Annotated in this window: 18 protein-coding genes and 3 pseudogenes; 11 read left to right on the top strand and 10 right to left on the bottom strand. The window is 68.8% G+C overall.

Annotation, left to right across the window (positions count from 1 at the left end):
- Positions 1-150: 150 nt before the first annotated feature.
- Positions 151-354: a hypothetical protein gene (locus QC826_RS16100; protein ID WP_279761547.1), complete on the top strand. Its 204-nt coding sequence runs from the start codon at positions 151-153 to the stop codon at positions 352-354.
- A 195-nt stretch (positions 355-549) separates the two neighbouring features.
- Here the strand turns inward: QC826_RS16100 and QC826_RS16095 are convergent, their stop codons facing one another.
- From QC826_RS16095 to QC826_RS31685, 8 genes and pseudogenes are all read right to left on the bottom strand, one after another.
- Positions 550-1,617 carry a substrate-binding domain-containing protein gene (locus tag QC826_RS16095; protein WP_279761546.1) on the bottom strand — a complete coding sequence of 356 codons (1,068 nt, stop codon included), beginning with the start codon at positions 1,615-1,617 and terminating at the stop codon, positions 550-552.
- A 7-nt stretch (positions 1,618-1,624) separates the two neighbouring features.
- Positions 1,625-1,948: an aldo/keto reductase gene (locus tag QC826_RS16090; protein WP_279761545.1), complete on the bottom strand. Its 324-nt coding sequence runs from the start codon at positions 1,946-1,948 to the stop codon at positions 1,625-1,627.
- A 95-nt stretch (positions 1,949-2,043) separates the two neighbouring features.
- Positions 2,044-3,069: pseudogene (locus QC826_RS16085) on the bottom strand (LacI family DNA-binding transcriptional regulator).
- A 44-nt stretch (positions 3,070-3,113) separates the two neighbouring features.
- Positions 3,114-4,331: a galactokinase gene (gene galK / locus QC826_RS16080; RefSeq protein WP_279761544.1), complete on the bottom strand. Its 1,218-nt coding sequence runs from the start codon at positions 4,329-4,331 to the stop codon at positions 3,114-3,116.
- A gap of 4 nt (positions 4,332-4,335) precedes the next feature.
- Positions 4,336-5,388, bottom strand: a complete 1,053-nt coding sequence (locus QC826_RS16075; RefSeq protein ID WP_279761543.1) for a UDP-glucose--hexose-1-phosphate uridylyltransferase — start codon at positions 5,386-5,388, stop codon at positions 4,336-4,338.
- Positions 5,385-7,583 carry an alpha-galactosidase gene (locus QC826_RS16070; protein WP_279761542.1) on the bottom strand — a complete coding sequence of 733 codons (2,199 nt, stop codon included), beginning with the start codon at positions 7,581-7,583 and terminating at the stop codon, positions 5,385-5,387. Before QC826_RS16070 ends, QC826_RS16075 begins: the two co-directional genes overlap by 4 nt.
- A 103-nt stretch (positions 7,584-7,686) precedes the next feature.
- Entirely contained in the window at positions 7,687-8,412 is a 726-nt protein-coding gene (locus tag QC826_RS31690; RefSeq protein WP_409567889.1) for an ABC transporter ATP-binding protein, read from the bottom strand.
- Positions 8,413-8,837 (bottom strand): annotated as a pseudogene (locus QC826_RS31685) (ABC transporter ATP-binding protein); the annotation flags it as partial.
- Here QC826_RS31685 and QC826_RS16060 point away from each other — a divergent pair.
- From QC826_RS16060 to QC826_RS16040, 5 genes are all read left to right on the top strand, one after another.
- Complete coding sequence (locus tag QC826_RS16060; RefSeq protein ID WP_279761541.1) at positions 8,824-9,081, top strand: hypothetical protein; 258 nt, start codon at positions 8,824-8,826, stop codon at positions 9,079-9,081. The pseudogene QC826_RS31685 and the gene QC826_RS16060 overlap by 14 nt on opposite strands.
- 141 nt (positions 9,082-9,222) lie before the next feature.
- Positions 9,223-10,158 (top strand): carbohydrate ABC transporter permease, encoded by a 936-nt coding sequence (locus QC826_RS16055; protein ID WP_279761540.1) that lies wholly within the window; start codon positions 9,223-9,225, stop codon positions 10,156-10,158.
- A 38-nt stretch (positions 10,159-10,196) separates the two neighbouring features.
- Complete coding sequence (locus QC826_RS16050) at positions 10,197-11,108, top strand: carbohydrate ABC transporter permease (RefSeq protein ID WP_279761539.1); 912 nt, start codon at positions 10,197-10,199, stop codon at positions 11,106-11,108.
- Between the two features lie 56 nt (positions 11,109-11,164).
- Entirely contained in the window at positions 11,165-11,584 is a 420-nt protein-coding gene (locus tag QC826_RS16045) for an ABC transporter substrate-binding protein (protein ID WP_279761538.1), read from the top strand.
- Positions 11,581-12,507 (top strand): extracellular solute-binding protein, encoded by a 927-nt coding sequence (locus QC826_RS16040; protein WP_279761537.1) that lies wholly within the window; start codon positions 11,581-11,583, stop codon positions 12,505-12,507. Before QC826_RS16045 ends, QC826_RS16040 begins: the two co-directional genes overlap by 4 nt.
- Before the next feature lie 47 nt (positions 12,508-12,554).
- Here the strand turns inward: QC826_RS16040 and QC826_RS16035 are convergent, their stop codons facing one another.
- Together QC826_RS16035 and QC826_RS16030 are read right to left on the bottom strand one after the other, a co-directional pair.
- Complete coding sequence (locus tag QC826_RS16035) at positions 12,555-13,478, bottom strand: hypothetical protein (protein WP_279761536.1); 924 nt, start codon at positions 13,476-13,478, stop codon at positions 12,555-12,557.
- Between the two features lie 588 nt (positions 13,479-14,066).
- On the bottom strand, positions 14,067-14,444 hold the full coding sequence (locus QC826_RS16030; RefSeq protein WP_279761535.1) for a hypothetical protein: 378 nt from the start codon (positions 14,442-14,444) through the stop codon (positions 14,067-14,069).
- 83 nt (positions 14,445-14,527) lie between these two features.
- Between QC826_RS16030 and QC826_RS16025 the strand changes: the two genes are divergently transcribed.
- The 5 genes and pseudogenes from QC826_RS16025 (at position 14,528) to QC826_RS16010 (ending at position 20,222) form a co-directional block, all read left to right on the top strand.
- Positions 14,528-15,877, top strand: coding sequence for a hypothetical protein (locus QC826_RS16025; RefSeq protein ID WP_279761534.1), 1,350 nt, complete (start codon positions 14,528-14,530; stop codon positions 15,875-15,877).
- A 480-nt stretch (positions 15,878-16,357) separates the two neighbouring features.
- Positions 16,358-17,755, top strand: coding sequence for an amino acid permease (locus QC826_RS16020; RefSeq protein ID WP_279761533.1), 1,398 nt, complete (start codon positions 16,358-16,360; stop codon positions 17,753-17,755).
- A 269-nt stretch (positions 17,756-18,024) separates the two neighbouring features.
- Positions 18,025-18,171 (top strand): annotated as a pseudogene (locus tag QC826_RS31680) (DUF3391 domain-containing protein); the annotation flags it as partial.
- An 8-nt stretch (positions 18,172-18,179) separates the two neighbouring features.
- Entirely contained in the window at positions 18,180-19,049 is an 870-nt protein-coding gene (locus QC826_RS16015; RefSeq protein WP_279761532.1) for an HD-GYP domain-containing protein, read from the top strand.
- Between the two features lie 3 nt (positions 19,050-19,052).
- Complete coding sequence (locus QC826_RS16010) at positions 19,053-20,222, top strand: AraC family transcriptional regulator (protein WP_279761531.1); 1,170 nt, start codon at positions 19,053-19,055, stop codon at positions 20,220-20,222.
- The last annotated feature ends 132 nt before the right edge of the window (positions 20,223-20,354 follow it).

The raw sequence follows: 20,354 nt of genomic DNA, 5'->3' as shown, positions 1-20,354 counted from the left end.
GTTTTTGGTTGTCACGGCGCCGGGCATGTTTCCCTCATGCCTGGCGCGCAATCCCCCACGCGCTATTCAACGGAACCGGCGCCCCTTGCACAGGCGGTTTGATCCTCACAGAGTCTTTTTGTATCCCATGTTTAGAAAGCCGTCGCAAGAATGAACAACCTGCTCGAAGAAATGCTGTTCTGTGAATTCATGCTCGTTTGCGAGTCCCATGACTGCCGCGCGTTCTTTGAATTCGAAGAAGTCGCCAGTGATCCAATGGACGAATGGGCCAAGAGGGCCGCGCTGGCGGCGAAGGCCAGCGGTTGGACGATCGGCCACACGGGACTCGTGAAATGCGCAACATGCGCGGCATAATATGGCCTGCCGTCATCCTTTCCCTGGCCTAGGTGCGTGCAGATGCCAAAGAACTGTACCCTAGCGTCCAGCCGAAGGGCGCGCCATACGCGCGCGCCGTTCGACATCGACCTGCACGTCTGGTCGCTGGCCTCTATTGGGCGGCAGCGCTAGCCGACTGCCGCCCAAGCACTGCGGTCGCGCCGCTTGCCGCGTTCAGGCGGAGGCGCGCTGCAGCAGGGCGGTGTGCAGCTGCACCGGCGCGGCGCGCTGGCCGCCGAGGATCTTGAACAGGCTGTCCACCAGCGCCTTGCCGGCGATGTCGAGCGGTTGCCGCACGGTGGTCAGCGCCGGGTGGCAGAAGGCGGCGCTGTCGATGTCGTCGTAGCCGACCACCGCCACCTGGTCCGGCACCGACCTGCCGGCCTGGTGCAGGGCGTGGATGGCGGCCATCGCCGCCACGTCGCTGGCGGCGAACACGCCGTCGATGCCGGCGTGGGCGGCGAGCAGGCGGCCGACGTCGCCGCCGATCACCTCGGCCACGAAGGGGCTGGGGCACAGCAGCGCCGGATCGGCCGCCAGGCCGGCGCCGGCGTGGGCGCGCAGATAGCCCTGGTGGCGCTGCGCCACCTCGGGCAGCCCGGTGTCGCCGACGAAGGCGACGCGGCGGCGGCCGCGCCGCAGCAGGTGGGCGGTGGCCAGCTCGCCGCCCAGCACATTGTCGCTGCCGACGGTGCAGTACAGCTGCTGCTCGAGGTGGGCGCCCCACACCACGAAGGGCACGCCGCGCATGAACATGGTGTTCAGCTGGTCGTGGTGGTGCCACTGGCCGACCAGGATCAGGCCGATCGCCCGGCCGCTTTCGACAGCGTAGGCGGCCTGCTCCAGGTCGCTGGCCGGCACGCGCGACAGCAGCATCTCGTGGCCGCTCTCGGTCAGCGCGTCGGCGATGCCGCCGATCAGCGCCAGGAAGAAGGGATCGGACAGGTGCTGGCGGCTGGCCGGGTCGTAGGGCACCACCACCGCCACCACCTTGTTCTGGCCCAGTCGCAGGTTCTGCGCGCCGACGTTGACGGCGTAGTTCAGGTGGCGCGCCAGCTCGACGATGCGGTCGCGCGTCTTGGGGTTGACCAACGGGCTGCCGGCGAGGGCGCGCGACACCGTCGAGGTGGCCACGCCGGCCAGCTTGGCGATGTCCTCCATCTGCGGGCGGCGCTTCAGGGCCGGCGGGATGTTGGCGTTGGCGTTGGCGTTGCCGTTGCCGGCGCGTCGGAGATCGTTCATCGCAGGCTCACTGGTAGAAGTTGCGCACCCAGCGGTGCTGGGCCAGGATGGCCGGCTGCGCCGCCGACAAGGGCCGGCCGTCGGCCAACGCGCAGTTGCGTTCGACGTTGCGCGGCGAGCGCACGGCGGTGCCGACCAGCCGCTCGCTGGCGCCGTCGCCGTAGACCAGTGCCGTGTCGATGAAGTTGACGCCCAGGTCCATGGCCCGGTGCAGCGCCCGCATCGAATCGGCGTCGTCGGCGCCCAGCCAGGAGCTGTTGCCGATGCCCCAGGCGCCGTAGCCGACTTCGGCCAGTCGGAGTCCGCTCTTGCCCAATACTCTGTGGTGCATTCATTCACCTCGCTGTTCAAATCGCTGTTCAAATATGGTCGTCGGGAGCGCCGCTCTTCCAGTGCCGGCAGTCGGCGCACATGCCGGTCGGGGCGCTAAGCTTGCCGCAGCTGCTGCACGCTGTCGCGGCGGATCAGCGGGCATTCGGTCTTGATCAGGATGCGGCGCGGCGCGGCCAGCGGCGTGGCCGATTCGGCCAGCTCGATCAGCGCCTCGACGGCGGCGTAGCCCATGTCGTAGTTGGGCAGCACCATGGTGGTGAGCGGCGGATGGGTGTGGCGCGAGATCTCCTGGTCGTCGTAGCCCATCACCGAGACGTCCTGCGGCACCCGCAGGCCGAGCTGCTTGACCGCCTCCAACGCGCCGAGCGCCATCAGGTCGTTGGCGCAGAAGATGGCGGTTGGCGGGCGCGCCTCGCGCATCAGCGACAGGGTGCCGTCGAAGCCGCTGCCGGACATCCAGTCGCCGTCGCGCACCAGCGCCGGGTCGAACGGCAGGTCGGCCGAGGCCAGCGCCCGGCGGTAGCCCTTGAAGCGGCCCTGCGCCGCCTCCATCCACGGCTCGCCGTTGATGAAGCCGATGCGTGTGTGGCCCATGCCGATCAGGTACTCGGTGGCGGTGTGGCCGCCGGCCAGCTCGCCCGGCACCACCGCCGGCAGCTTGCGCGCCGGTTAGTGGCAGTTGAGCAGCACCGTGGGCAGCGTCAACAGCGCGGCCGGCACCTGCACCTGGCGGGTGAAGATGGTCGAGTAGATCCAGCCGAGCAGGCCGGGGTGCTCCTGCATCGCGGCGATGCTGGCGGCCTCCTGCTCCGGTTTGCCGCGCGTGACGGCCAGCTGCACCGTGTAGCCGCGCTGCCAGGCGGCGTCGCGCGCGCCGTCCAGGCTGACCACCGGGTGCGGGCTGGTGGAGATCTCGTCGACCAGGTAGGCGATGACGCGCTTCTTCGGCGCCGTTTCGGGCGCGGCGGCCTCCTGGCGCGGCAGGTTGTAGCCCAGCTCGAGCGCCGCCGCCAGCACGCGCGAGCGCGTCTCCGCCGCCAGCCGCGAGCCGCTCACGTTGTTGAGCACCATCGACACGGTCGACTGCGACACGCCGGCCGCCTTGGCCACGTCGGTCATGGTGGTGGCGCGGCGCCGCTTGCCTTGCAAGGCGGGGGGCGGGCTCATGGCGCCCGCTCCGCCGGCCGGTCGCTGGCGCACTGGCCGGTATCGAGCAGGCCGGCGCCGGCGGCCGGGTAGCAGACGTGGACGATGGCCGCCTCGCTCTCGGGCGAGCGGTACTCGGCCAGCACCTGTTCGCGCACTGCGGCCACGGCCGCCGCCGGCAGCAGCGCCACCACGCAGCCGCCGAAGCCGCCGCCGGTCATGCGCGCGCCGCCCTGCGTGCCGATGGCCCGCTGCAGCAGCGCCACCAGGCCGTCGATGGCCGGCACGGTGATGGCGAAGTCGTCGCGCATCGAGGCGTGCGATGCCGCCATCAACTCGCCCATGCGGCGCATGTCGCCGCCGGCCAGCGCCTCGGCGGCCTGCAGGGTGCGGGCGTTCTCGGTGACGATGTGGCGGCCCCGGCGCAGGATCAGGGGAGCCAGCGGCGGCGCGGCCGCTTCCAGCGTGGCCAGGGTCGCGTCGCGCAGTTTCGCCACGCCGGATTGGCGGGCGGCGCTTTCGCACTGCTGGCGGCGCAGGTTGTATTCGCTGTCGACCAGGCCGCGCCGCACGCGCGACTCGACGATCATCACGGCGGCGTCGGCCGGCAGCGCCACCGGTGTGGTGGCCAGCGAGCGGCAGTCGATCAGCAGGGCGTGGCCGGCCACGCCGGCGGCCGAGATCAGCTGGTCCATGATGCCGCAGTTGCAGCCGACGAACTCGTTCTCGGCGCGCTGCGCCAGCAAGGCCAGGTCGGCGTTGCCCAGGTGGTCGAGGCGGAACAGGGCGCGCAGGGCGACGGCCAGCGCCACCTCCAGCGAGGCCGAGGAGGACAGGCCGGCGCCCTGCGGCACGTTGCCGGCGACGGCGATGTCGACGCCGTCGGCCGGCAGGCCGGCGCCGCGCAGCATGGCGAGCACGCCGCGCACGTAGTCGGGCCAGCCGCCCTGCGGGTGGCGGGCGATGGCGCCGTCCAGCGCGAACCGGTCGGTGGCGTCGGCGAAGTCGGCGGCCACCACGCGCACCTGGCCGTCGCCGCGCGGCGAGGCGGCGACCAGGGTGTCGAAGTTGACGGCGCAGGGCAGCACGAAGCCGTCGTTGTAGTCGGTGTGCTCGCCGATCAGGTTGACCCGGCCGGGCGCGCGGGCGACCACGGCGGGCGCGCCGCCGAAGGCCGCCGCGAAGCTGTTCAGGAGGCGTTGCTGGAGCTGGGTTTGGTGCAAGGGCAGTGGCATGGTGTCAGGATTCCAGGTGGTGGCGGGCGGGCAGCGCGCGCAGGCGCTCGGCCGCTTGTTCCGGCGTCAGGTCGCGCTGCGACTCGGCCAGCATCTCGAAGCCGACCATGAACTTGCGCACCGTCGCCGAGCGCAGCAGGGGCGGGTAGAAGTGGGCGTGCAGCTGCCACGGCGCCGGGTCGCGCGCGGCCTCTTGCACGTCGTAGGGCGCGCCGTGCCAGCCCATCGAGTAGGGGAAGGAGCACTCGAACAAGTTGTCGTAGCGGGCGGTCAGCTCGCGCAGGGCCAGCGCCAGGTCGTCGCGCTGGGCGGCGTCGAGCTGCTCCATGCGCTGCACCGGGAAGCGCGGCAGCAGCAGCGTTTCGAACGGCCAGGTGGCCCAGAACGGCACCACCGCCAGCCAGTGCGCGGTGCGCACCACGACGCGCTCGCCGGCGCGCTCCTCGGCGGCGGCGAGGTCGAGCAGCAGCGGCCGGCCGTGGGCGGCGTGGTAGGCGCGCTGGTGCGCGTCCTCGGTCTGCGCCTCGTTGGGGAGGAAATCGCAGGCCCAGATCTGGCCGTGCGGATGGGGATTCGAACAGCCCATCAGCGCGCCCTTGTTCTCGAACACCTGCACCCAGCGCCAGCGCCGGCCCAGTTCGGCCGACTGCCCGGCCCAGGTGTCGACGACGGCGCGCACCTGCGCCGTCGACAGCTGCGGCAGTGTGCGGCTGTGGTCCGGCGAATAGCAGATGACGCGGCTCACGCCGCGCGCCGGGGCCAGCTCGAACAGCGGCTCGGCGCCGTCGGCCGGCGGCGGCACGTCCGCCATCAGCGCGGCGAAGTCGTTGTCGAAGACGAAGGTGGCCGGGTAGTCGGGGTTGCGCTCGCCGTTGACGCGCGGGTTGCCGGCGCAGAGGTAGCAGTGCGGATCGTGCGCCACGGCGGGCGGCACGGCGACGCTCTCCTGCTGGCCCTGCCAGGGCCGCTTGGCGCGGTGCGGCGAGACCAGCACCCATTGTCCGGTCAGCGGGTTGCGGCGGCGGTGCGAATGGTCGGCCGGGTCGAATTGGTTCATACGCTTTCCAGTGGCAGGCGTTGCAGGCGGACGATGAAGGCGGTTTCGGCCATAGCGCGCGGCAGCGGCAGGCCCTCCTCGGCCAGCCAGGCGCCGTCGAGCTCCACCTGGCCTGGCTGGCGCAGCGCCTCGAAGAAGGGCGCGCTGCCGTTGTACAGCGCCTGTGGCGGCAGGCCGGCCGGCGTCACCAGCGACAGCGCGTAGCGCGCGCCGCTGTCGAGCATCGGCAGCTTGGCCGGGCGCTGGTAGCGCAGCGCGCTCGGCTGGCAGCGGTAGCACAGCAGCAGAAAATCGGCGCCGTCTCCGTCGCCGTCGCCGTGCAGCTGCCACAGCACGCCGTCGCCGGCCTCGCCCTGCCAAACGCGGCCGCCGTGCAGCAGGCCGCGCCATTGTTTGTACAGCGCGATCCAGCCCTGCAGCTCGTCGCGCTGCTGCGCCTCGAGCAGGCGCAGGTCGAATTCCACGCCTAGGTGGCCGGGCAGGGCGACGGCGCCACGGAAGGCCATAGCCTGGCTGCGCCCGGTGGAGTGGGCCGGCGCAGTGCCGATGTGCGAGCCCATGATCTCGGGCGGGAAGAACTGCAGGAAGCCGCGCTGGATGGCGACGCGCGACATGGCGTCGATGCAGTCGCTGGTCCACACGCGGTGGCTGTGGCGCAGCACGGCGAAGTCGATGCGGCCGCCGCCGCCGGAGCAGCTTTCGATCTCCAGCGCCGGATGGGCGGCGCGCAGCCTGGCCATCAGCGCGTAGACGGCGCCGACCTGGGCGCGGTAGGCCGCCTTGCCGTCGCGGCCGCCGGCGCTGGTCAGGTCGCGGTTGTGGTCCCACTTGATGTAGCTGATCGGCAGCGCGCGCAGCAGCGCGTCCATCTGCTCGAACAGGTATTGCGCCACCTCGGGACGGGAGATGTCGAGCACCAGCTGGTTGCGCGCGGTGAGCACCGGCCGGCCGGCCAGTTGCAGCGCCCAGTCGGGATGGGCGCGGTGCAGTTCGCTGTCCGGGTTGACCATCTCCGGCTCGAACCACAGGCCGAACTCCATGCCCAGGTCGACCACGTGCCGGGCCAGCGGTTGCAGCCCGTCCGGGTATTTGCCGGCGTCGGGCCACCAGTCGCCGAGCGCGGCGCGGTCGTGGTGGCGGCCGTGGAACCAGCCGTCGTCGAGCACGAAGCGTTCGATGCCGACGGCGGCGGCGCTGTCGGCCAAGTCCTTGAGCCGGGCCAGGTCGTGGTCGAAGTAGAAGCCCTCCCAGGTGTTCAGGTGCACCGGGCGCGGCTTCATCGCGCCGCCCTGCCACGGCAGGCGGGCGCGCAGCTCGGCGTGGAAGTTGGCGGCCACGCCGTTCAGGCCGTGGCGCGACAGGGTGGCGACGATTTCCGGCGACTGCAGCGTTTGGCCGGGCGCCAGGCGGCATTCGCCGGGCGCCAGCCATTCGCCCAACTGCCACTGGTATTTACCGTCGTGCAGCCACTCGATGCTTTGTTGGTGGTTGCCCGACCAGGCCAGGTGGGCGGCGTAGGTCAGGCCGCCGTGCTCGGTGGTGGCGGCGGTGGTGATCACGGCGCCTGGGAAGCAGTCGTGCGAGGTGCGGCCACGGCGGTTCTCGCGGCGCCAGGTGCCGCGCGCCAGCGGCTCGACCTGCAGCAGGAACTCGTGGTTGTGTTGGCCGGCGTAGCTGCGCACCGCCAGCGCCGTCTCCGGCAGCGGCAGCGTGCCGGCCGCCAGCCACTGCACGTCGAGCGGCTCGCCGCCCCGGTTCTGCAGCTCGGACGACATCAGCAGCACGTCGCTGTGCGGGTCCAGGCTGAGCTTGACGGACAGGCGCAGCTGCGCCACGTCGTCGAACAGGTGCAGGCGCACGGCGCGGCCGGGCGCGAGCCACTCCACCTCGCAATGGGTGATGGCCTGGGCGAAGTCGGCGCCGTCGCGGTGGGCCAACAGCGCGCTCTGGCCGAACCAGCCGACGCCGAAGGTGGGCGCCAGCGTCAACGGCTGGTCGAAGTCCAGATTGAAGGAGGGCAGCGGCCGCGTCTCGCGCAGCGGCCAGCCGGGCTGGCACTGGTCCGGTAGGCGCGGACCCCAGTAGCGCCACAGCGGCGCCTCGTCGGCGTGGACCTCCAGCACCAGCGAGGCTTCCTTGCCGTGCAGGCTGATGAATTGGGCGGGGCTGCTCGGCAGCGGCGGATGGTTCGTCATGCGGTCTCCGAATCGTTATGGTGGTGTGCCGGCCGGCTTCGGGCGCCGGCGCGGGATCGTGCTTGCCGCGGTGTCGCGTCGCGTTGTGTCGCGCCGTGCCGGCTCAGGCCAGCGCGAGCGGCTCGTCGGTCACGTCGACGCTGCGCGGCGCGGCCCAGCCGTCGGCGTCGAACAAGTGCATCTGCTGCGGCGGCAGGGCGACCGGCAGGCGGTGGCCGGGCAGGGCGCAGGCGCGGCCGTCGGCCTTGATCACCATCGGCGGGCGGCCGGCGCCGGCATCCAGGTACAGATAGGTGGCGTCGCCCAGCCGCTCCTGCCACTGCACCTCGCGCGCGACGTGCTGCACGTCGCTGCCGGCGTGGGCGTGCTCGGGGCGGATGCCCAGCGTGACGGCGGCGCCGATGGCCAGGTGGTTGGCGTCGACGTCGGCGGCCAGCAGCGTGCCGCAGTCGTCCAGCCGCACCAGGGCGCGGCCGGGGCCGCATTGCTCCAGGCGGCCGGGCAGGAAGTTCATCTTCGGCGAGCCGATGAAGCCGGCGACAAACTTGCTGCGCGGCCGGTGGTACAGCTCCAGCGGCGAGCCGCTCTGCGCCACGCTGCCGTGGCGCGCCGTGTCCTCGCCGCTGTGCAGCAGCAGGATGCGGTCGGCCAGGGTCATCGCCTCGACCTGGTCGTGGGTCACGTAGACGGCGCTGGCGCGGCCGAAGTCGCGGTGCAGCTTGGCGATCTCGAAGCGGGTCTGGGCGCGCAGGGCGGCGTCCAGATTCGACAGCGGCTCGTCGAACAGGAACACGCCGGGCTCGCGCACGATGGCGCGGCCGATCGCCACGCGCTGGCGCTGGCCGCCCGACAGGCCTTGGGCTTGCGCTCGAGCAGGGTGTCGAGTTGCAGGATGCGCGCGGCCTCGGCCACCTTCTGCGCGATGACGGCCTTGTCGACCTTGTTGAGGGTCAGGCCGAAGGCCAGGTTTTCGCGCACCGTCATGTGGGGGAACAGGGCGTAGCTTTGGAACACCATCGCCACGCCGCGCTTGGCCGGCGGCGTGTTGGTCATGTCCTGGCCGCCGATGTCGAGCTTGCCGCTGGTGATTTCCTCCAGCCCGGCGATCGAGCGCAGCAGCGTCGACTTGCCGCAGCCGGAGGGGCCGATGAAGACGCAGAACTCGCCGTCGGCGATGTCGAAGTTGACGTCCTTGAGGACGGGCGCGGCGGCGCCATAGGCCTTGTTGATGGAGTGGAGTGTGACGCTTGCCATAGTGTTCGGTTCCGGAAAGAGTGCATCGGTCGGCGTGGAGCGTGCAAATATTAGCACCAACATGCAATCGGTTGCAAAATGGTTTTCAATTTCTCGACAATATTTTTCTGATATCCGCAACAAGGTGGAGGAGTGCCATATGGACGGCTCAGGCCGCATGGCTAGCGGTGCAGTGGCGGAGCGGGGCCAACGTGTCGGTTTCCGGCAACGCGGTAAATCATCGACGTTAATATTTGCAAAATAGTTTTGCAAACGATTGCGTTTTGCGTGGTTCGACACTACTATTCTTGCCAGACGGAAGATAACCCTTCGGTTTGCCCAGGTCGCGAAGACGCCCGAGCCGGTTCCACATGCCCACAAAAAACAAGTTCAACAGGAGACACCCTTGAGCCAGCTCCCCCCGCTGCCGTCCGCCGCCGCCCCGGCGCGCGCCCGGCATTGCCTCAGCCAGAGCCGCCGCGCCGAAACCCTGTCCGCCTGGGGGCTGGTGCTGCCGGCCTTCATCGGCTTCGCCCTGTTCTATGCCTTGCCGACCCTGCGTGCCCTGCAGATCAGCTTCACCGACTGGAACCTGCTGCGCGAACCGACCTACATCGGTTTCGACAACTACGTCGCGTTGCTGCATGACGGCAAATTTTGGAACGGCATGCGCCTGGCCGGCTGGTATGTGGTGTTGAACATACCGCTGCAAACCGGCCTGGGCCTGGGCCTGGCCGTGGCGATGGACCGGCTGACCAAGTCGCTGTTCGTCAAGTCGGTGGTGTTGCTGCCCTATTTACTGTCGAACGTGCTGGTGGCGATGGTCTGGCTGTGGATGCTCGACCCGGTGCTGGGCCTGGTGAACCACGCGGTGGCCACGCTGGGCTTCGAGCGGCAGGCCTTTTTCGGCGACGTCGACGAGGCCATGCTGACGGTGGCCGGGGTCAACGTGTGGCGCCACATGGGGTTGGTCGCCATGCTGTTCCTGGCCGGTTTGCAAAACATTCCGCGCTATCTATATGAGGCGGCGGCGCTGGAAGGCGCCACCGAATGGCAAATGTTCCGCAAGATCACCTTGCCGCTGCTACGCCCGGTGATGGTGTTCGTGCTGGTCACCAGCGTCACCGGCTCGTTCCAGATCTTCGACACCATCGCCGTCACCACCAACGGCGGCCCGCTGGACTCGACCCGCGTGATCGTCCACTACATCGTGCAGAGCGCCTTCAGCTTCTACAAGATGGGCTACGCCTCGGCCATGTCGATGGTGCTGGCGCTGGCGATGCTGCTGTACACGGTGCTGCAGATGCGCATCCTGCAAGCCAACGAGAGCGACCTGGCATGACGCCGTCGCCACTGCAACCCACCATTTCCGGAGCCGCCATGACGAATCCTGTTTCCTCCCTGCGGGCGGGGCGCCGCCTGCCGTCGCCCGGCCGCCTGGCCGCCTGGGGCGCGCTCGGCACGATGCTGCTGGTCACCTTGCTGCCGCTGTGGTTCGTGGTGAAGACGGCGCTGATGCCGCACGCCGCGTTGTTCGAGCATTCGGCCAGCCTGTTGCCGGTCGACGCCACGCTGGCCAACTTCCAGCGCGTGCTCGGCCTGTTGAGCAAGGACGACAGCCTGAAGCTGGGCGGTTCCGGCGCCGACATCAATTTCGCCCGCGCGCTGGGCAACTCGCTGCTGTTCACCGGCATCGTCGTCGTGTTGCAGATCAGCAGCTCGGCGATGGCCGCCTATGCCTTCGCGCGGCTGCGCTTTCCCGGCCGCAGCACCTTGTTCGCCCTGTTCGTCGCCTCGATGATGGTGCCCGGCGTGGTCACCTTCATCCCCAATTTCGTGCTGATGAAGGAGCTCGGTTGGCTCAACACGATGGCCGGCATGGTGGCGCCGTTTTGCTTGATGCAGGGCTTCTCGATGTTTTTCCTGCGCCAGTTCTTCCTCTCCATCCCGCGCGATCTGGAGGAGGCCGCCGTGCTCGACGGCGCCGGCCACCTGTACGTGTTCTTCCGCATCGTGCTGCCCTTGTCGGTGACGCCGCTGGCGACCATCGCCATGCTCACCGGCATCAACATGTGGAACGAGTTCTTCTGGCCCTATCTGGTCGCGCGCGACGAGGCCTTGCAGGTACTGCCGGTGGCCTTGCAGACCTTCAAGGCGCAGACGCCGCAGGGCCAGCCGGACTGGACCGGCTTGATGGCCGCCGCCACCATCGCCGTGTTGCCGACGATACTGCTGCTGGTCGGTTTTGGCCGCCGCGTGGTCGAGTCGGTCCAGTTCAGCGGCGGCAAGTGATGGCGCCAAAGCGCGGCCATTGCCCGCCTATCAGGAGAAACCGTATGCCAAAATCCGTGTCCCAATCCGTGGGCAAATACGTGCCAAAAGTGATCTGCGCCTTGATCGCCGCCGCCTGCGTGGCCGGCAGCGCCGGCGCCGCCGAGGTCAAATACCTGTTGTGGGATTCGATGCAGGCGCCGGCCTACCGCCAGTGCGCCGCCGATTTCAGCGCCAAGCATCCCGGCACCACGGTGAAGATCACCCAGTTCGGCTGGGACGACTATTGGACCGCCGTGTCGATGGGCTTCATCTCCGACACGGCGCCCGATGTGTTCATCAACCACCTGGCCAAGTCGACCGAGTTCGTCAAGAACGACCTGCTGGTCGACCTGACCCCCTACATGCGGCGCGACAAGCTGGACCCGGCGATCTACGCGCCCGGCCTGTTGGAAGTGTGGGGCCGCAACGGCAAGCAGTTCGGCATGCCCAAGTGACCCTCGACACGATAGGCTTGATCGTCAACCTGGCGCACGCCCGCAAGGCCGGCGTGACACTGGCCGAGTTGCGCGAGATGGACTGGAACCCCAAGGACGGCGGCAGCTTCGAGCGGATCGCGCGGCGCCTGACGCTGGACGGCAAGGGCAACAACGCCGCCAGCGCCGCCTTCGACAAGCGCGCCGTGGCCGTCTACGGCTACCAGAATCCCGGCAACGGCGGCATGCTCGGCCAGACCGAGTGGAGCCATTTCGCCGTCAGCAACGGCTTCAGCTACCAGGACCAGCCCTGGTCGGCCAACTTCCACTACGACGATCCGCGCCTGGCCGAGACCATAGACTGGTTGGCCGGCTTGGCCGGCAAGGGCTTGTCTGCCCCCTACCAATACACCCGCAGCATGGGCGCGGACGCGATGTTCATCGCCGGCAAGGCGGCGATGGTGCCGCAGGGCTCGTGGATGATCACCTATTTCGCCGCCAACGCCAAGTTCGACAACGCCTGGCTGCCCCTGCCGCGCGGCCCCATCGGCCGGCGCGCCAGCATGCTCAACGGCGTGGCCGACTCGATCTGGGTCGGCTCCAAGGTCAAGGAGGAGGCCTGGCAATGGGTCAAATACCTGGCCTCGAGCGATTGCCAAGGCATCGTCGCCGGCTATGGCGTGACCTTCCCGGCGATCAAGGGCATGGCAGAGAAGGCGGTGGCGGCGGTGCAGCGCAAGACCGGCGTGGACGCCTCGGCCTTCCTGCAGATGGCCAAGGAGAAGACCTTCCTGGTGCCGGTGGCGGAAAACTCGGCCGAGATCGACGAGGTGATGCGCGGCGCCATGGAGTCGGTGTTGCTGGGTAGGCAGAGGGCGGCGCCGGCGCTGAAGGAGGCCAACGACCAGGTCAAGCTGCTGTTGCGGCGCGCGCCCAAGCGCTGAGCTGACTTGTGCCGGACGGGCGCGGCGCGGCGTGGCTTGGCGGCACGCTACAGCGCAACATCGAACAGGCGGGCCACGCCGTGTCCGGCCGTTGTGCTGGCAGGTTGGCCGGCGCCGCTGAGGACGAAGCTTTGGCCGGCCTTGTCGGCAATCGGGTATTGCGCGGTGAGCTGGGCGCGCGCCTGGTTGGCGCAGGCGACGATGGTGTTGTGGTTGAGTTGTAAATTCTTGGCGTGGCTGAGGTGGGCGGAGACGCCGGGGCTCATGCTGGGCACCCAGAGCAAGCTTTGCGGCAGGAACTCCAGGCGCAGGGCGCTGGCCACCGCCGCCTGCGCCAGGTCGAGGCAGGTGACGATGCTTTGCAGGCCGAGCGGGGTGTGCAGCAATGTGACGAGGCTGCCAGGGCGCAGGTTCTCGCGCAGCAGGAGGCGTCCGTCGCCGTCGCTGATCGTCACCGGATTCTGCTTGACGTGGCACCACGCCTGGCGCGAGTTGTGCTCGGCCAGCACCTTCACCGGGTCGCCGAAGCGGTCCAGCGCGTAGGTCACATTGCGCGCCTGGTTGGACGCGCGCAGCCGTTCGTGGAAGGAGCCGGCGATGACCAGGGCGAGCGCCGTATAGGCGTTCGATCTGGCCAACTCGTCGGCGAGCGACTCGCGCACCCGGCGGCTGATGGTCAGTTCGGGAAACAGCAGCACGTCGGCGTCCATCGCCTGGGCGCGCCGCAGGTGGGCCAGCGCCTCGTCGACGATGGCCGTCTCGTTGGCCAGGCCCAGCGCGGTCCAGTAGCACGTGGTCCTGCCGCGCCGGTTGGGGCAGGAAGACGGGCGGCGAGCTGAACTCGGCCAGATAGATACGGATGTTGCCGCGCCGGCGTATGGCGTGCAGGTCGGCGCGCAGCCTGCCGTCGACGCCGACGATCTCCACCTTGCGGCTGCCCTGGTTCTGGTCGGGCGAGTCCGGGATGACATACCAGCCCGGCGTGAAGCGCTGTTGCGACAGCCCCTGCTGGGCCACGCGGGCGCGCTGGCAACCACTGTGCGATTGCGGGGCGAGATACACCTTGCGCCAGCAGTCGGGAAAGCCGAGTTCCCTGGCCAGGCGCCGCTCGATGGGATAGGCGAACACGTCGCCCGAATAGATGGTTTCGGCGTAGGTGTGCGGCGCGTCCAGCGGCACGCTGGCGGCGCGCCGGGCCAGCCAGTACAGCATGGCGGCCGGCATGCGCCGCATCAGGGCGAAGCGGCCGTCGTCCAAGTCCTCGAAGGCCGCCTCGATTTGCGCCGCGCCGCCGCGCGCCGCATGCTCGTGCAGGCCCGGCGCGTTGACGGCGTGCGCGTAGCGGCTGGAGTCCAGCCAGCAGATCGTCAGGCAGGCGTAGGCCAGGGCCTGATGGTTGTCCTGCGCGCGGGCGAACCGGTCGACCAAGCGGCAAAGGGCGTCCATCTGTTGGTCGGGCGGTGGCATGTTGCGAAGACCTGTTGGCTTGTTACGACTAGTTTGACATGGTTTAGAACAGTTTGATTTAGTTCGAAACAGCGCTAAACTCGTGTGCTAGACTACCTCGCGTGAGTAGTCCGACCACCTCCAATCCAACTCAGGCGGCAGCGCCGAGGAGTACAACAGTGAACGCTTTCAGTGGAAGTTTTGGCAAGCTTGATGCCATGGACTATGGCGAGTTGTTTGAGCATGTCACAGCGCACATCCAGCAACATGGCAACAAGGTGCCCGCCGAGCTTGCCGATACGCTCGATACCCTGTTCACCGTCAAATTTGTCAGACTCATGCGAACGCCTTTGGTTCCGTCCGAGGCCATGCTGGATCTGGATGGTTTGATCGCGCGCATCTGCCGCGACGCCTACCGCAGCCAGTTCGATGCCTTTCCGGTCCATTACGCCGCGCGTTGGCAGATGCTGCGCGACGCCATCGCCGCCCATCTGCGCATCGAGGAGGCGAACACCGACCTGCGCGGCGCGCCGCGCCCGCTGCCCGAGGCGGCCGGCAAGGACCGTGGGAGTTGGTGGCCGAGCAGGTCCTCACCGACGGCAAGGAGGTCAGCTGGAGCAGCGTCAAGGAATTGCTGCGCCAGCGCGGTGTCGGACCGCAAAGCGGCGGCGGGGTATCGCAGTTGCTGTCGGCCATGCGGGCGCACGGCTGGATCGACGCGCTTCAACTCAGGGGCAACAAGTCGCTGCTGGTGGCGGGACGGAACATCGCCCAATCGCGCGCCTGGCAGGCCCGCCATGGGGGGCGGCAGGCGGGCGAGGGTATTGCCTTGACGCGCCTGCCGGCGCCCGGCGCCGGCCGCGGCGAGCGGGCCGCGCACCGCTTCGCCGAGTTCGCCCGCCGGGGCATGTCGTTCAACCAGGCCGCGCTGCTCGATTTCATGCATGTGGCCAACGAGCAGCACCGCGCGATGCGCTTGACGCTGGAACGGTTCGACGCGCCGGGCAAGCGCCGTGGCGCCTCGCTGCACCAGCTGTTCGAGGCGACGCTGGCGCTGAGCCAGCTGCTCAGCCGGCGCACCCAGCAGGCCGCGCAGCAAAACTTCGAACTGTTGCGCCAGTACTTCCATGACCGCGATCCGGTGTCGCCGCGCATGTCGCTGGTGTTGAACTGGCAGCGGCAGCAAGACAAGGACATCCTCACCTACGCCGTCGCGCGCGATTCGCTGGTCGACTATCCGTCGAGCGGCAGCCGGATCGACGAGAATACCGGCTTCGCGCAAGTGGCGGCGCGCGGCACCTACTATCTGAACAACAATATTCCCTCGTCGATCCTGGAGGGGAGTTACGCCAATCCACGCTTGGACAACGCCTATGTGGCCAGGCTGAGGGAACGCTACTCGACCGACCGGCGCGGCGCCATCCCGCTGAGCGATTGGTCCAAAGTATGGGGCGAGGACTGCGCGGCGGACGCGCGCAGCTGCTACCAGTCGACCTTGATCGTGCCGCTCGCCTTGCGCAGGGACGGCCTCAGCACCGAGTTCGACAGGGTGTTGCAGGAGCGCCTGGAGAGCTATCTGAACGAGATCGGCAAGAAGTCGGACTCGCAGCTGATCCTTGGCTTCCTCTGCTTCGACCATCCGCGCACCGAGTACTTCAACGCCGACGAGGACGTGGAAGTGGGGCATGTGTTCGCCAGCCTGTTGTCCTTGTACCTGTTCAACCAGATCATGCTGACCAATCTGTCCAGCACCTTCACGCGCTGCCTGGCCCAGTTCACCGAAAGCCAGAGGCGGCAGGTCCAATTGGCCTTGGTGGAAATGGCCGACACCTATTCGGCCGCCGGCGGCCCGCCCATGCCCCATTTCGACCTGGGCGCCACCACCCCCAGCGCCTTGTTCCGGATACGCGAAGCGCCGCTGTAGTACCGTTGCGACAGCGAGCGGCGCGCCGTCCGGCATGGTGATCGGCACGACGGGCGTGCAATCCGCAGAACCGGCGGATTGGCGATTTGCTCTCAGTCGCCGGATCGCCCCAAGCCCGTGTCGACCGCAGCAGGCCGCTGAAGTGCGGTGGCCGGCGCCGCCGGCCATCTGCTTCTCGATCGACAATATCGCTGATGCGGAGCTGTCCGCCGTGGCCGAACCGTGGCAGCATGCGCTGCCGCTGTCCGGCCCGCCGGGCCGCCCGCGGCGTGAATCGTGGCCCCGCCTGGCGCCGGGGCCATTTTTTCGTCCGCGCCGGGCGTGGCGGCGGCGCCTCGCGTCTTGTCCAAAAGAACACTTGGCTCTGTCGGACCCGGGGGGAAACGGTGTAGACTGCGGGTCCGTATCCTGCGCGCCGGTGCGGCGACGGCGCCAGCGAGTACACCACAACAATCCAAAAACATAGCAGGAGACAGTCACTTGAGCCTTTTCCGAACCAAGAATCTGGACCACATGATGGCGCAGGGCCGCGCCGAGGGCGGCCTGAAAAAAGTATTGGGACCGCTGGACCTGGTCCTGATGGGGGTCGGCGCCATCGTCGGCACCGGCATTTTCGTGCTGACCGGCACCGGCGCGCTGACCGCCGGGCCGGCGCTGACCTTGTCCTTCGTCATCGCCGCGCTGGCCTGCGCCTTCGCCGCGCTGTGCTACGCCGAGTTCGCCTCGACCGTGCCGGTGGCCGGCTCCATCTACACCTACACCTACGCCACCATGGGCGAGCTGGTGGCCTGGATGATCGGCTGGGGCCTGCTGCTCGAGTACGGCCTGGCCACCTCGGCCGTGTCGGTCGGCTGGTCCGGCTACTTCCAGTCGCTGCTGTCCGGCTTCGGCCTGCACCTGCCCACCGCGCTGACCGCCGCGCCCGGCTCGGTGCCCGGCGTCGACACCCTGTTCAACCTGCCGGCGCTGCTGATCATGCTGTTCCTGACGGCCATGCTGTCCTGGGGCGTGCGCGAGTCGGCCCGCATGAACGGCATCATGGTGGCCATCAAGGTCAGCGTGGTGATCCTGTTCATCGTGGTCGGCGCCGGCCACGTCGAGCCGGCCAACTGGAAACCCTTCATGCCCTTCGGCATGAACGGCGTGATGAGCGCCGCCGCCCTGGTGTTCTTCGCCTTCATCGGCTTCGACGCCGTGACCTCGGCGGCGGAGGAGGTCAAGCGGCCCGAGCGCGACCTGCCGATCGGCATCATCGGCTCGCTGGCCGTCTGCACCGTGCTGTACGTGCTGGTGTCGGCGATCATGACCGGCATCGTGCCGTTCCAAAAATTCGCCGGCGTCGACCACCCGATCTCGCTGGCGCTGCAGTACGCCAACGAGGGCTGGTTCGCCGGCTTCGTCGACCTCGGCGCCATCCTCGGCATGACCACGGTGATCCTGGTGATGGCCTACGGCCAGACCCGGGTGATCTTCGCCATGTCGCGCGACGGCCTGCTGCCGGCCAAGCTGTCGACCGTGCATCCGAAGTTCGGCACGCCGTTCTTTGCCACCTGGGTGGTCGGCATCGTCTTCGGCCTGATCGCCGCCGTGGTGCCGCTCGGCGTGCTGGCCGAGCTGATCAACATCGGCACGCTGGCCGCCTTCTGCCTGGTGTCGGTGGCCGTGATCGTGCTGCGCAAGCGCCGGCCCGACCTGCACCGCGCCTTCCGCTGCCCCGGCGTGCCGGTGGTGCCGGCGCTGGCCGTGCTGTTCTGCCTGGCGCTGATGACCTTCCTCAGCCGCACCACCTGGATCGCCTTCGGCATCTGGCTGGTGATCGGCCTGGCCATCTACTTCGGCTACTCGCGGCGCAACTCGCGGCTGCACCCCAAGCCGTAGCCGACCGGCCCTCCCGACCCGCCCGCCGGCATCCCCGGCGGCCGCCGCAAGCCTCTGATTTTTCAGGGGCTTTTTTATTGCTGCGCCGCCGACCGGCCGAATCGCCGCGCAACTGGAGCGGGCCTGTCCCCATATGACCCGAAGATTGCCGATATTGATCTTGTTCGCCTGTTCGGTAGCAATTAAGCTAGATAGACATATTTCTAATTGGAAATAGATGTTTTCAAAATGCACACACCTTTGATTTACTGAGATTTTATGATTCGCAAATGTTGAAGAAGATTTCCGTGCGACAGGCGCGCAAGGGAATGTATGTGGAGAGGCTGTGCGGTTCCTGGTTCGACAATCCGTTTTGGAAGCGCACCTTCGCCGTCGATAGCGAGGCGCTGCTGCTGAGGGTGCAGAACTGCGGCGCGGGCGACATGTGGATAGACCTGGCCAAGTGCTCGACGTCGCCGATCCCGCCGCGCCGCCAACGCCGGCGCCGGCGCCGCCGGCCGCTCGGAGCAACGGTGAGCCGGCGAGGGCGGCGCGAGCCCGCCTGGCGGCCGCGCCGGCCGACGCGGCGCTGGCGACGCGGTTGATCGCCCGCTCCAAGGCCGCCGTCGCCGCCGTTTTCGCCGAGGCGCGCAGCGGCAACATGTCGTCGTGCGCCGGCGTGCTGGCGCTGGTCGACGAGATCGGCGCCAGCGTGCTGCGCAACCAGGACGCCTTGTTGCAGCTGGTCCGCCTGAGAACCATTGATGATTATACGTATATCCATTCGATCGCCGTGTGCGCGATGATGGTGGCCCTGGCCAAGCAGTTGGGCCTGGACGAGGCGCGGGTGCGCGACTGCGGCCTGGCCGGCCTGTTCCACGACCTGGGCAAGATGGACATCCCGCCCGAGATCCTGCACAAGCCGGCCCGGCTGACGCCGGCCGAGTTCGACATCGTCAAGCGCCATCCGGAATTCGGCCACCGGGTGTTGGCCGGCATCGGCGACCTGCCGCCGCTGGTGCTCGACGTCTGCCTGCACCACCACGAGAAGATCGACGGCAGCGGCTATCCGGAGCGCCTGCGCGGCGCGGAGATCAGCCTGTACGCGCGCATGGCGGCGGTGTGCGACGTGTACGACGCGGTCACCTCCTACCGCCCGTACAAGGCGGCCTGGACGCCGCTCGAGGCGCTCGACAGCATGGCGCAATGGTGCCTGGACGGCCATCTCGACGCCGCCGTGTTCGCCGCCTTCGTGCAGTGCCTGGGCCTCCACCGGCCCGTGGCGGTGGCCGGCGCCGACGCCCAGCCTGGATGAGGAATGGATAGGAAAACCATCGAGTTAGCGCGCCCGGCGGCGCCCACCGGCGCGGCCGGCACGGACCCCGATATCGTCCAGCCGGGCCAGCTGGCCCGGGTCTATCCCGGCCACGTCATCGCCTTTCTCACCGAGATCCTGCAACAGCACGGCCAGGCGCCGCAGCTGTCGCTGGCCGGCAGCGGCATCGACCCGGCGACGATCTACATGCCCTCGTCGCGCTTTTCCGTCGCGCAGATCCTCGCCGTGATCGGCAACGTGCCGCGCGGCTGCGGCGGCATCGCCTTCCAGGTCGGCCTGCGCTTCCACGTCAGCGCCTGCGGCGTGTACGGCTACGCGCTGTTGAGCAGCCCGGACCGCGACAGCCTGGTCGGCGTGGTGCAGCGCTACAACGGCCTGGTCGACCCGCTGGTCATGCTGCACTACGTCGGCACGGCGCGCCAGCCGATGTGGGGCTTGACGCCGGTGCTGGCCTGCGCGCCGACCGACGCGCTGTACCGGTTCGCCATGGAGATGAAGCTGGCCAGCATGCTGACGGTGATGCGCGATCTGTACGGCGAGGCCTTTCGCTTCCGCCGCATCCGCCTGCGCTATCCGGCGCCGTCCAACGCCACCGACTACCGCCGCATCTTCGCTTGCGAGATCGAGTTCGACTGCGCCGCCAACGACGTCAGCTTCGGCCGTCTGGCGGCGACGGCGAAGCGGGCCTCCGACCCGATCACCCACGCCATGATGCTCGAGCTGTGCGAGCAGAGCTTCCAGCAGATCAGCAGCGGCACCAGCGTGTCCGGCCTGGTGTTGACGATCCTGATGGAGCGCCACGGCGCCTTTCCCAATATCGAGCAGACGGCGCGGGCGCTGCAACTGAGCTGCCGCACGCTGCGCCGCCGGCTCGACGCCGAGGGCACCTCGTTCAGCAAGATCCTGCTGCGGCACCGCATGCAGCTGGCGCTCAGCTACCTGCGCACCAGCGAGCTGAGCAACGAGGAGATCGCCGGCCGCCTCGGCTACAGCGACGCGCACAACTTCCGCCGCGCCTTCCTCTCCTGGGCCGGCACGGCGCCGGCGCATTTCCGCCAGCTCGGCCGCGCCCGCCGGGGCGGCGGCGGGCGGCCCGCGCCCGTGCCCGTGCCCGCCCCCTTGCCCGGCCCGGCCGGGCTGGGCGCCGGCTAAGCCAGCGCCAAGCGCGGCGGCGCCGCCGCGCCGGGCGCGCGCCGTCCGCCCATTTGCAAAACAATGCTGCCAAGCTGGGCCCGGGCCGCATACAATGCCGCCGCGCCAACTGTACCCGCGCAACAAAAACAC

Origin of the sequence: Rugamonas sp. DEMB1 (assembly GCF_029834475.1) — a bacterium.
Classification (GTDB): Bacteria; Pseudomonadota; Gammaproteobacteria; order Burkholderiales; family Burkholderiaceae_D; genus Rugamonas; species Rugamonas rubra.
The sequence above is the reverse complement of the archived record's forward strand: the minus strand, read 5'-3'. Positions and strand labels throughout refer to the sequence as shown.

Bases quoted from the DNA above. Each gene is read 5' to 3' on its own strand.
- QC826_RS16100 (WP_279761547.1), top strand. From the start codon at position 151: ATGAACAACCTGCTCGAAGAAATGCTGTTCTGTGAATTCATGCTCGTT.
- QC826_RS16095 (WP_279761546.1), bottom strand. From the start codon at position 1,617: ATGAACGATCTCCGACGCGCCGGCAACGGCAACGCCAACGCCAACGCC.
- QC826_RS16090 (WP_279761545.1), bottom strand. From the start codon at position 1,948: ATGCACCACAGAGTATTGGGCAAGAGCGGACTCCGACTGGCCGAAGTC.
- galK (WP_279761544.1), bottom strand. From the start codon at position 4,331: ATGCCACTGCCCTTGCACCAAACCCAGCTCCAGCAACGCCTCCTGAAC.
- QC826_RS16075 (WP_279761543.1), bottom strand. From the start codon at position 5,388: ATGAACCAATTCGACCCGGCCGACCATTCGCACCGCCGCCGCAACCCG.
- QC826_RS16070 (WP_279761542.1), bottom strand. From the start codon at position 7,583: ATGACGAACCATCCGCCGCTGCCGAGCAGCCCCGCCCAATTCATCAGC.
- QC826_RS16050 (WP_279761539.1), top strand. From the start codon at position 10,197: ATGACGAATCCTGTTTCCTCCCTGCGGGCGGGGCGCCGCCTGCCGTCG.
- QC826_RS16035 (WP_279761536.1), bottom strand. From the start codon at position 13,478: ATGTCATCCCGGACTCGCCCGACCAGAACCAGGGCAGCCGCAAGGTGG.
- QC826_RS16030 (WP_279761535.1), bottom strand. From the start codon at position 14,444: ATGGGCGGCGATGGCGTCGCGCAGCATCTGCCAACGCGCGGCGTAATG.
- QC826_RS16010 (WP_279761531.1), top strand. From the start codon at position 19,053: ATGGATAGGAAAACCATCGAGTTAGCGCGCCCGGCGGCGCCCACCGGC.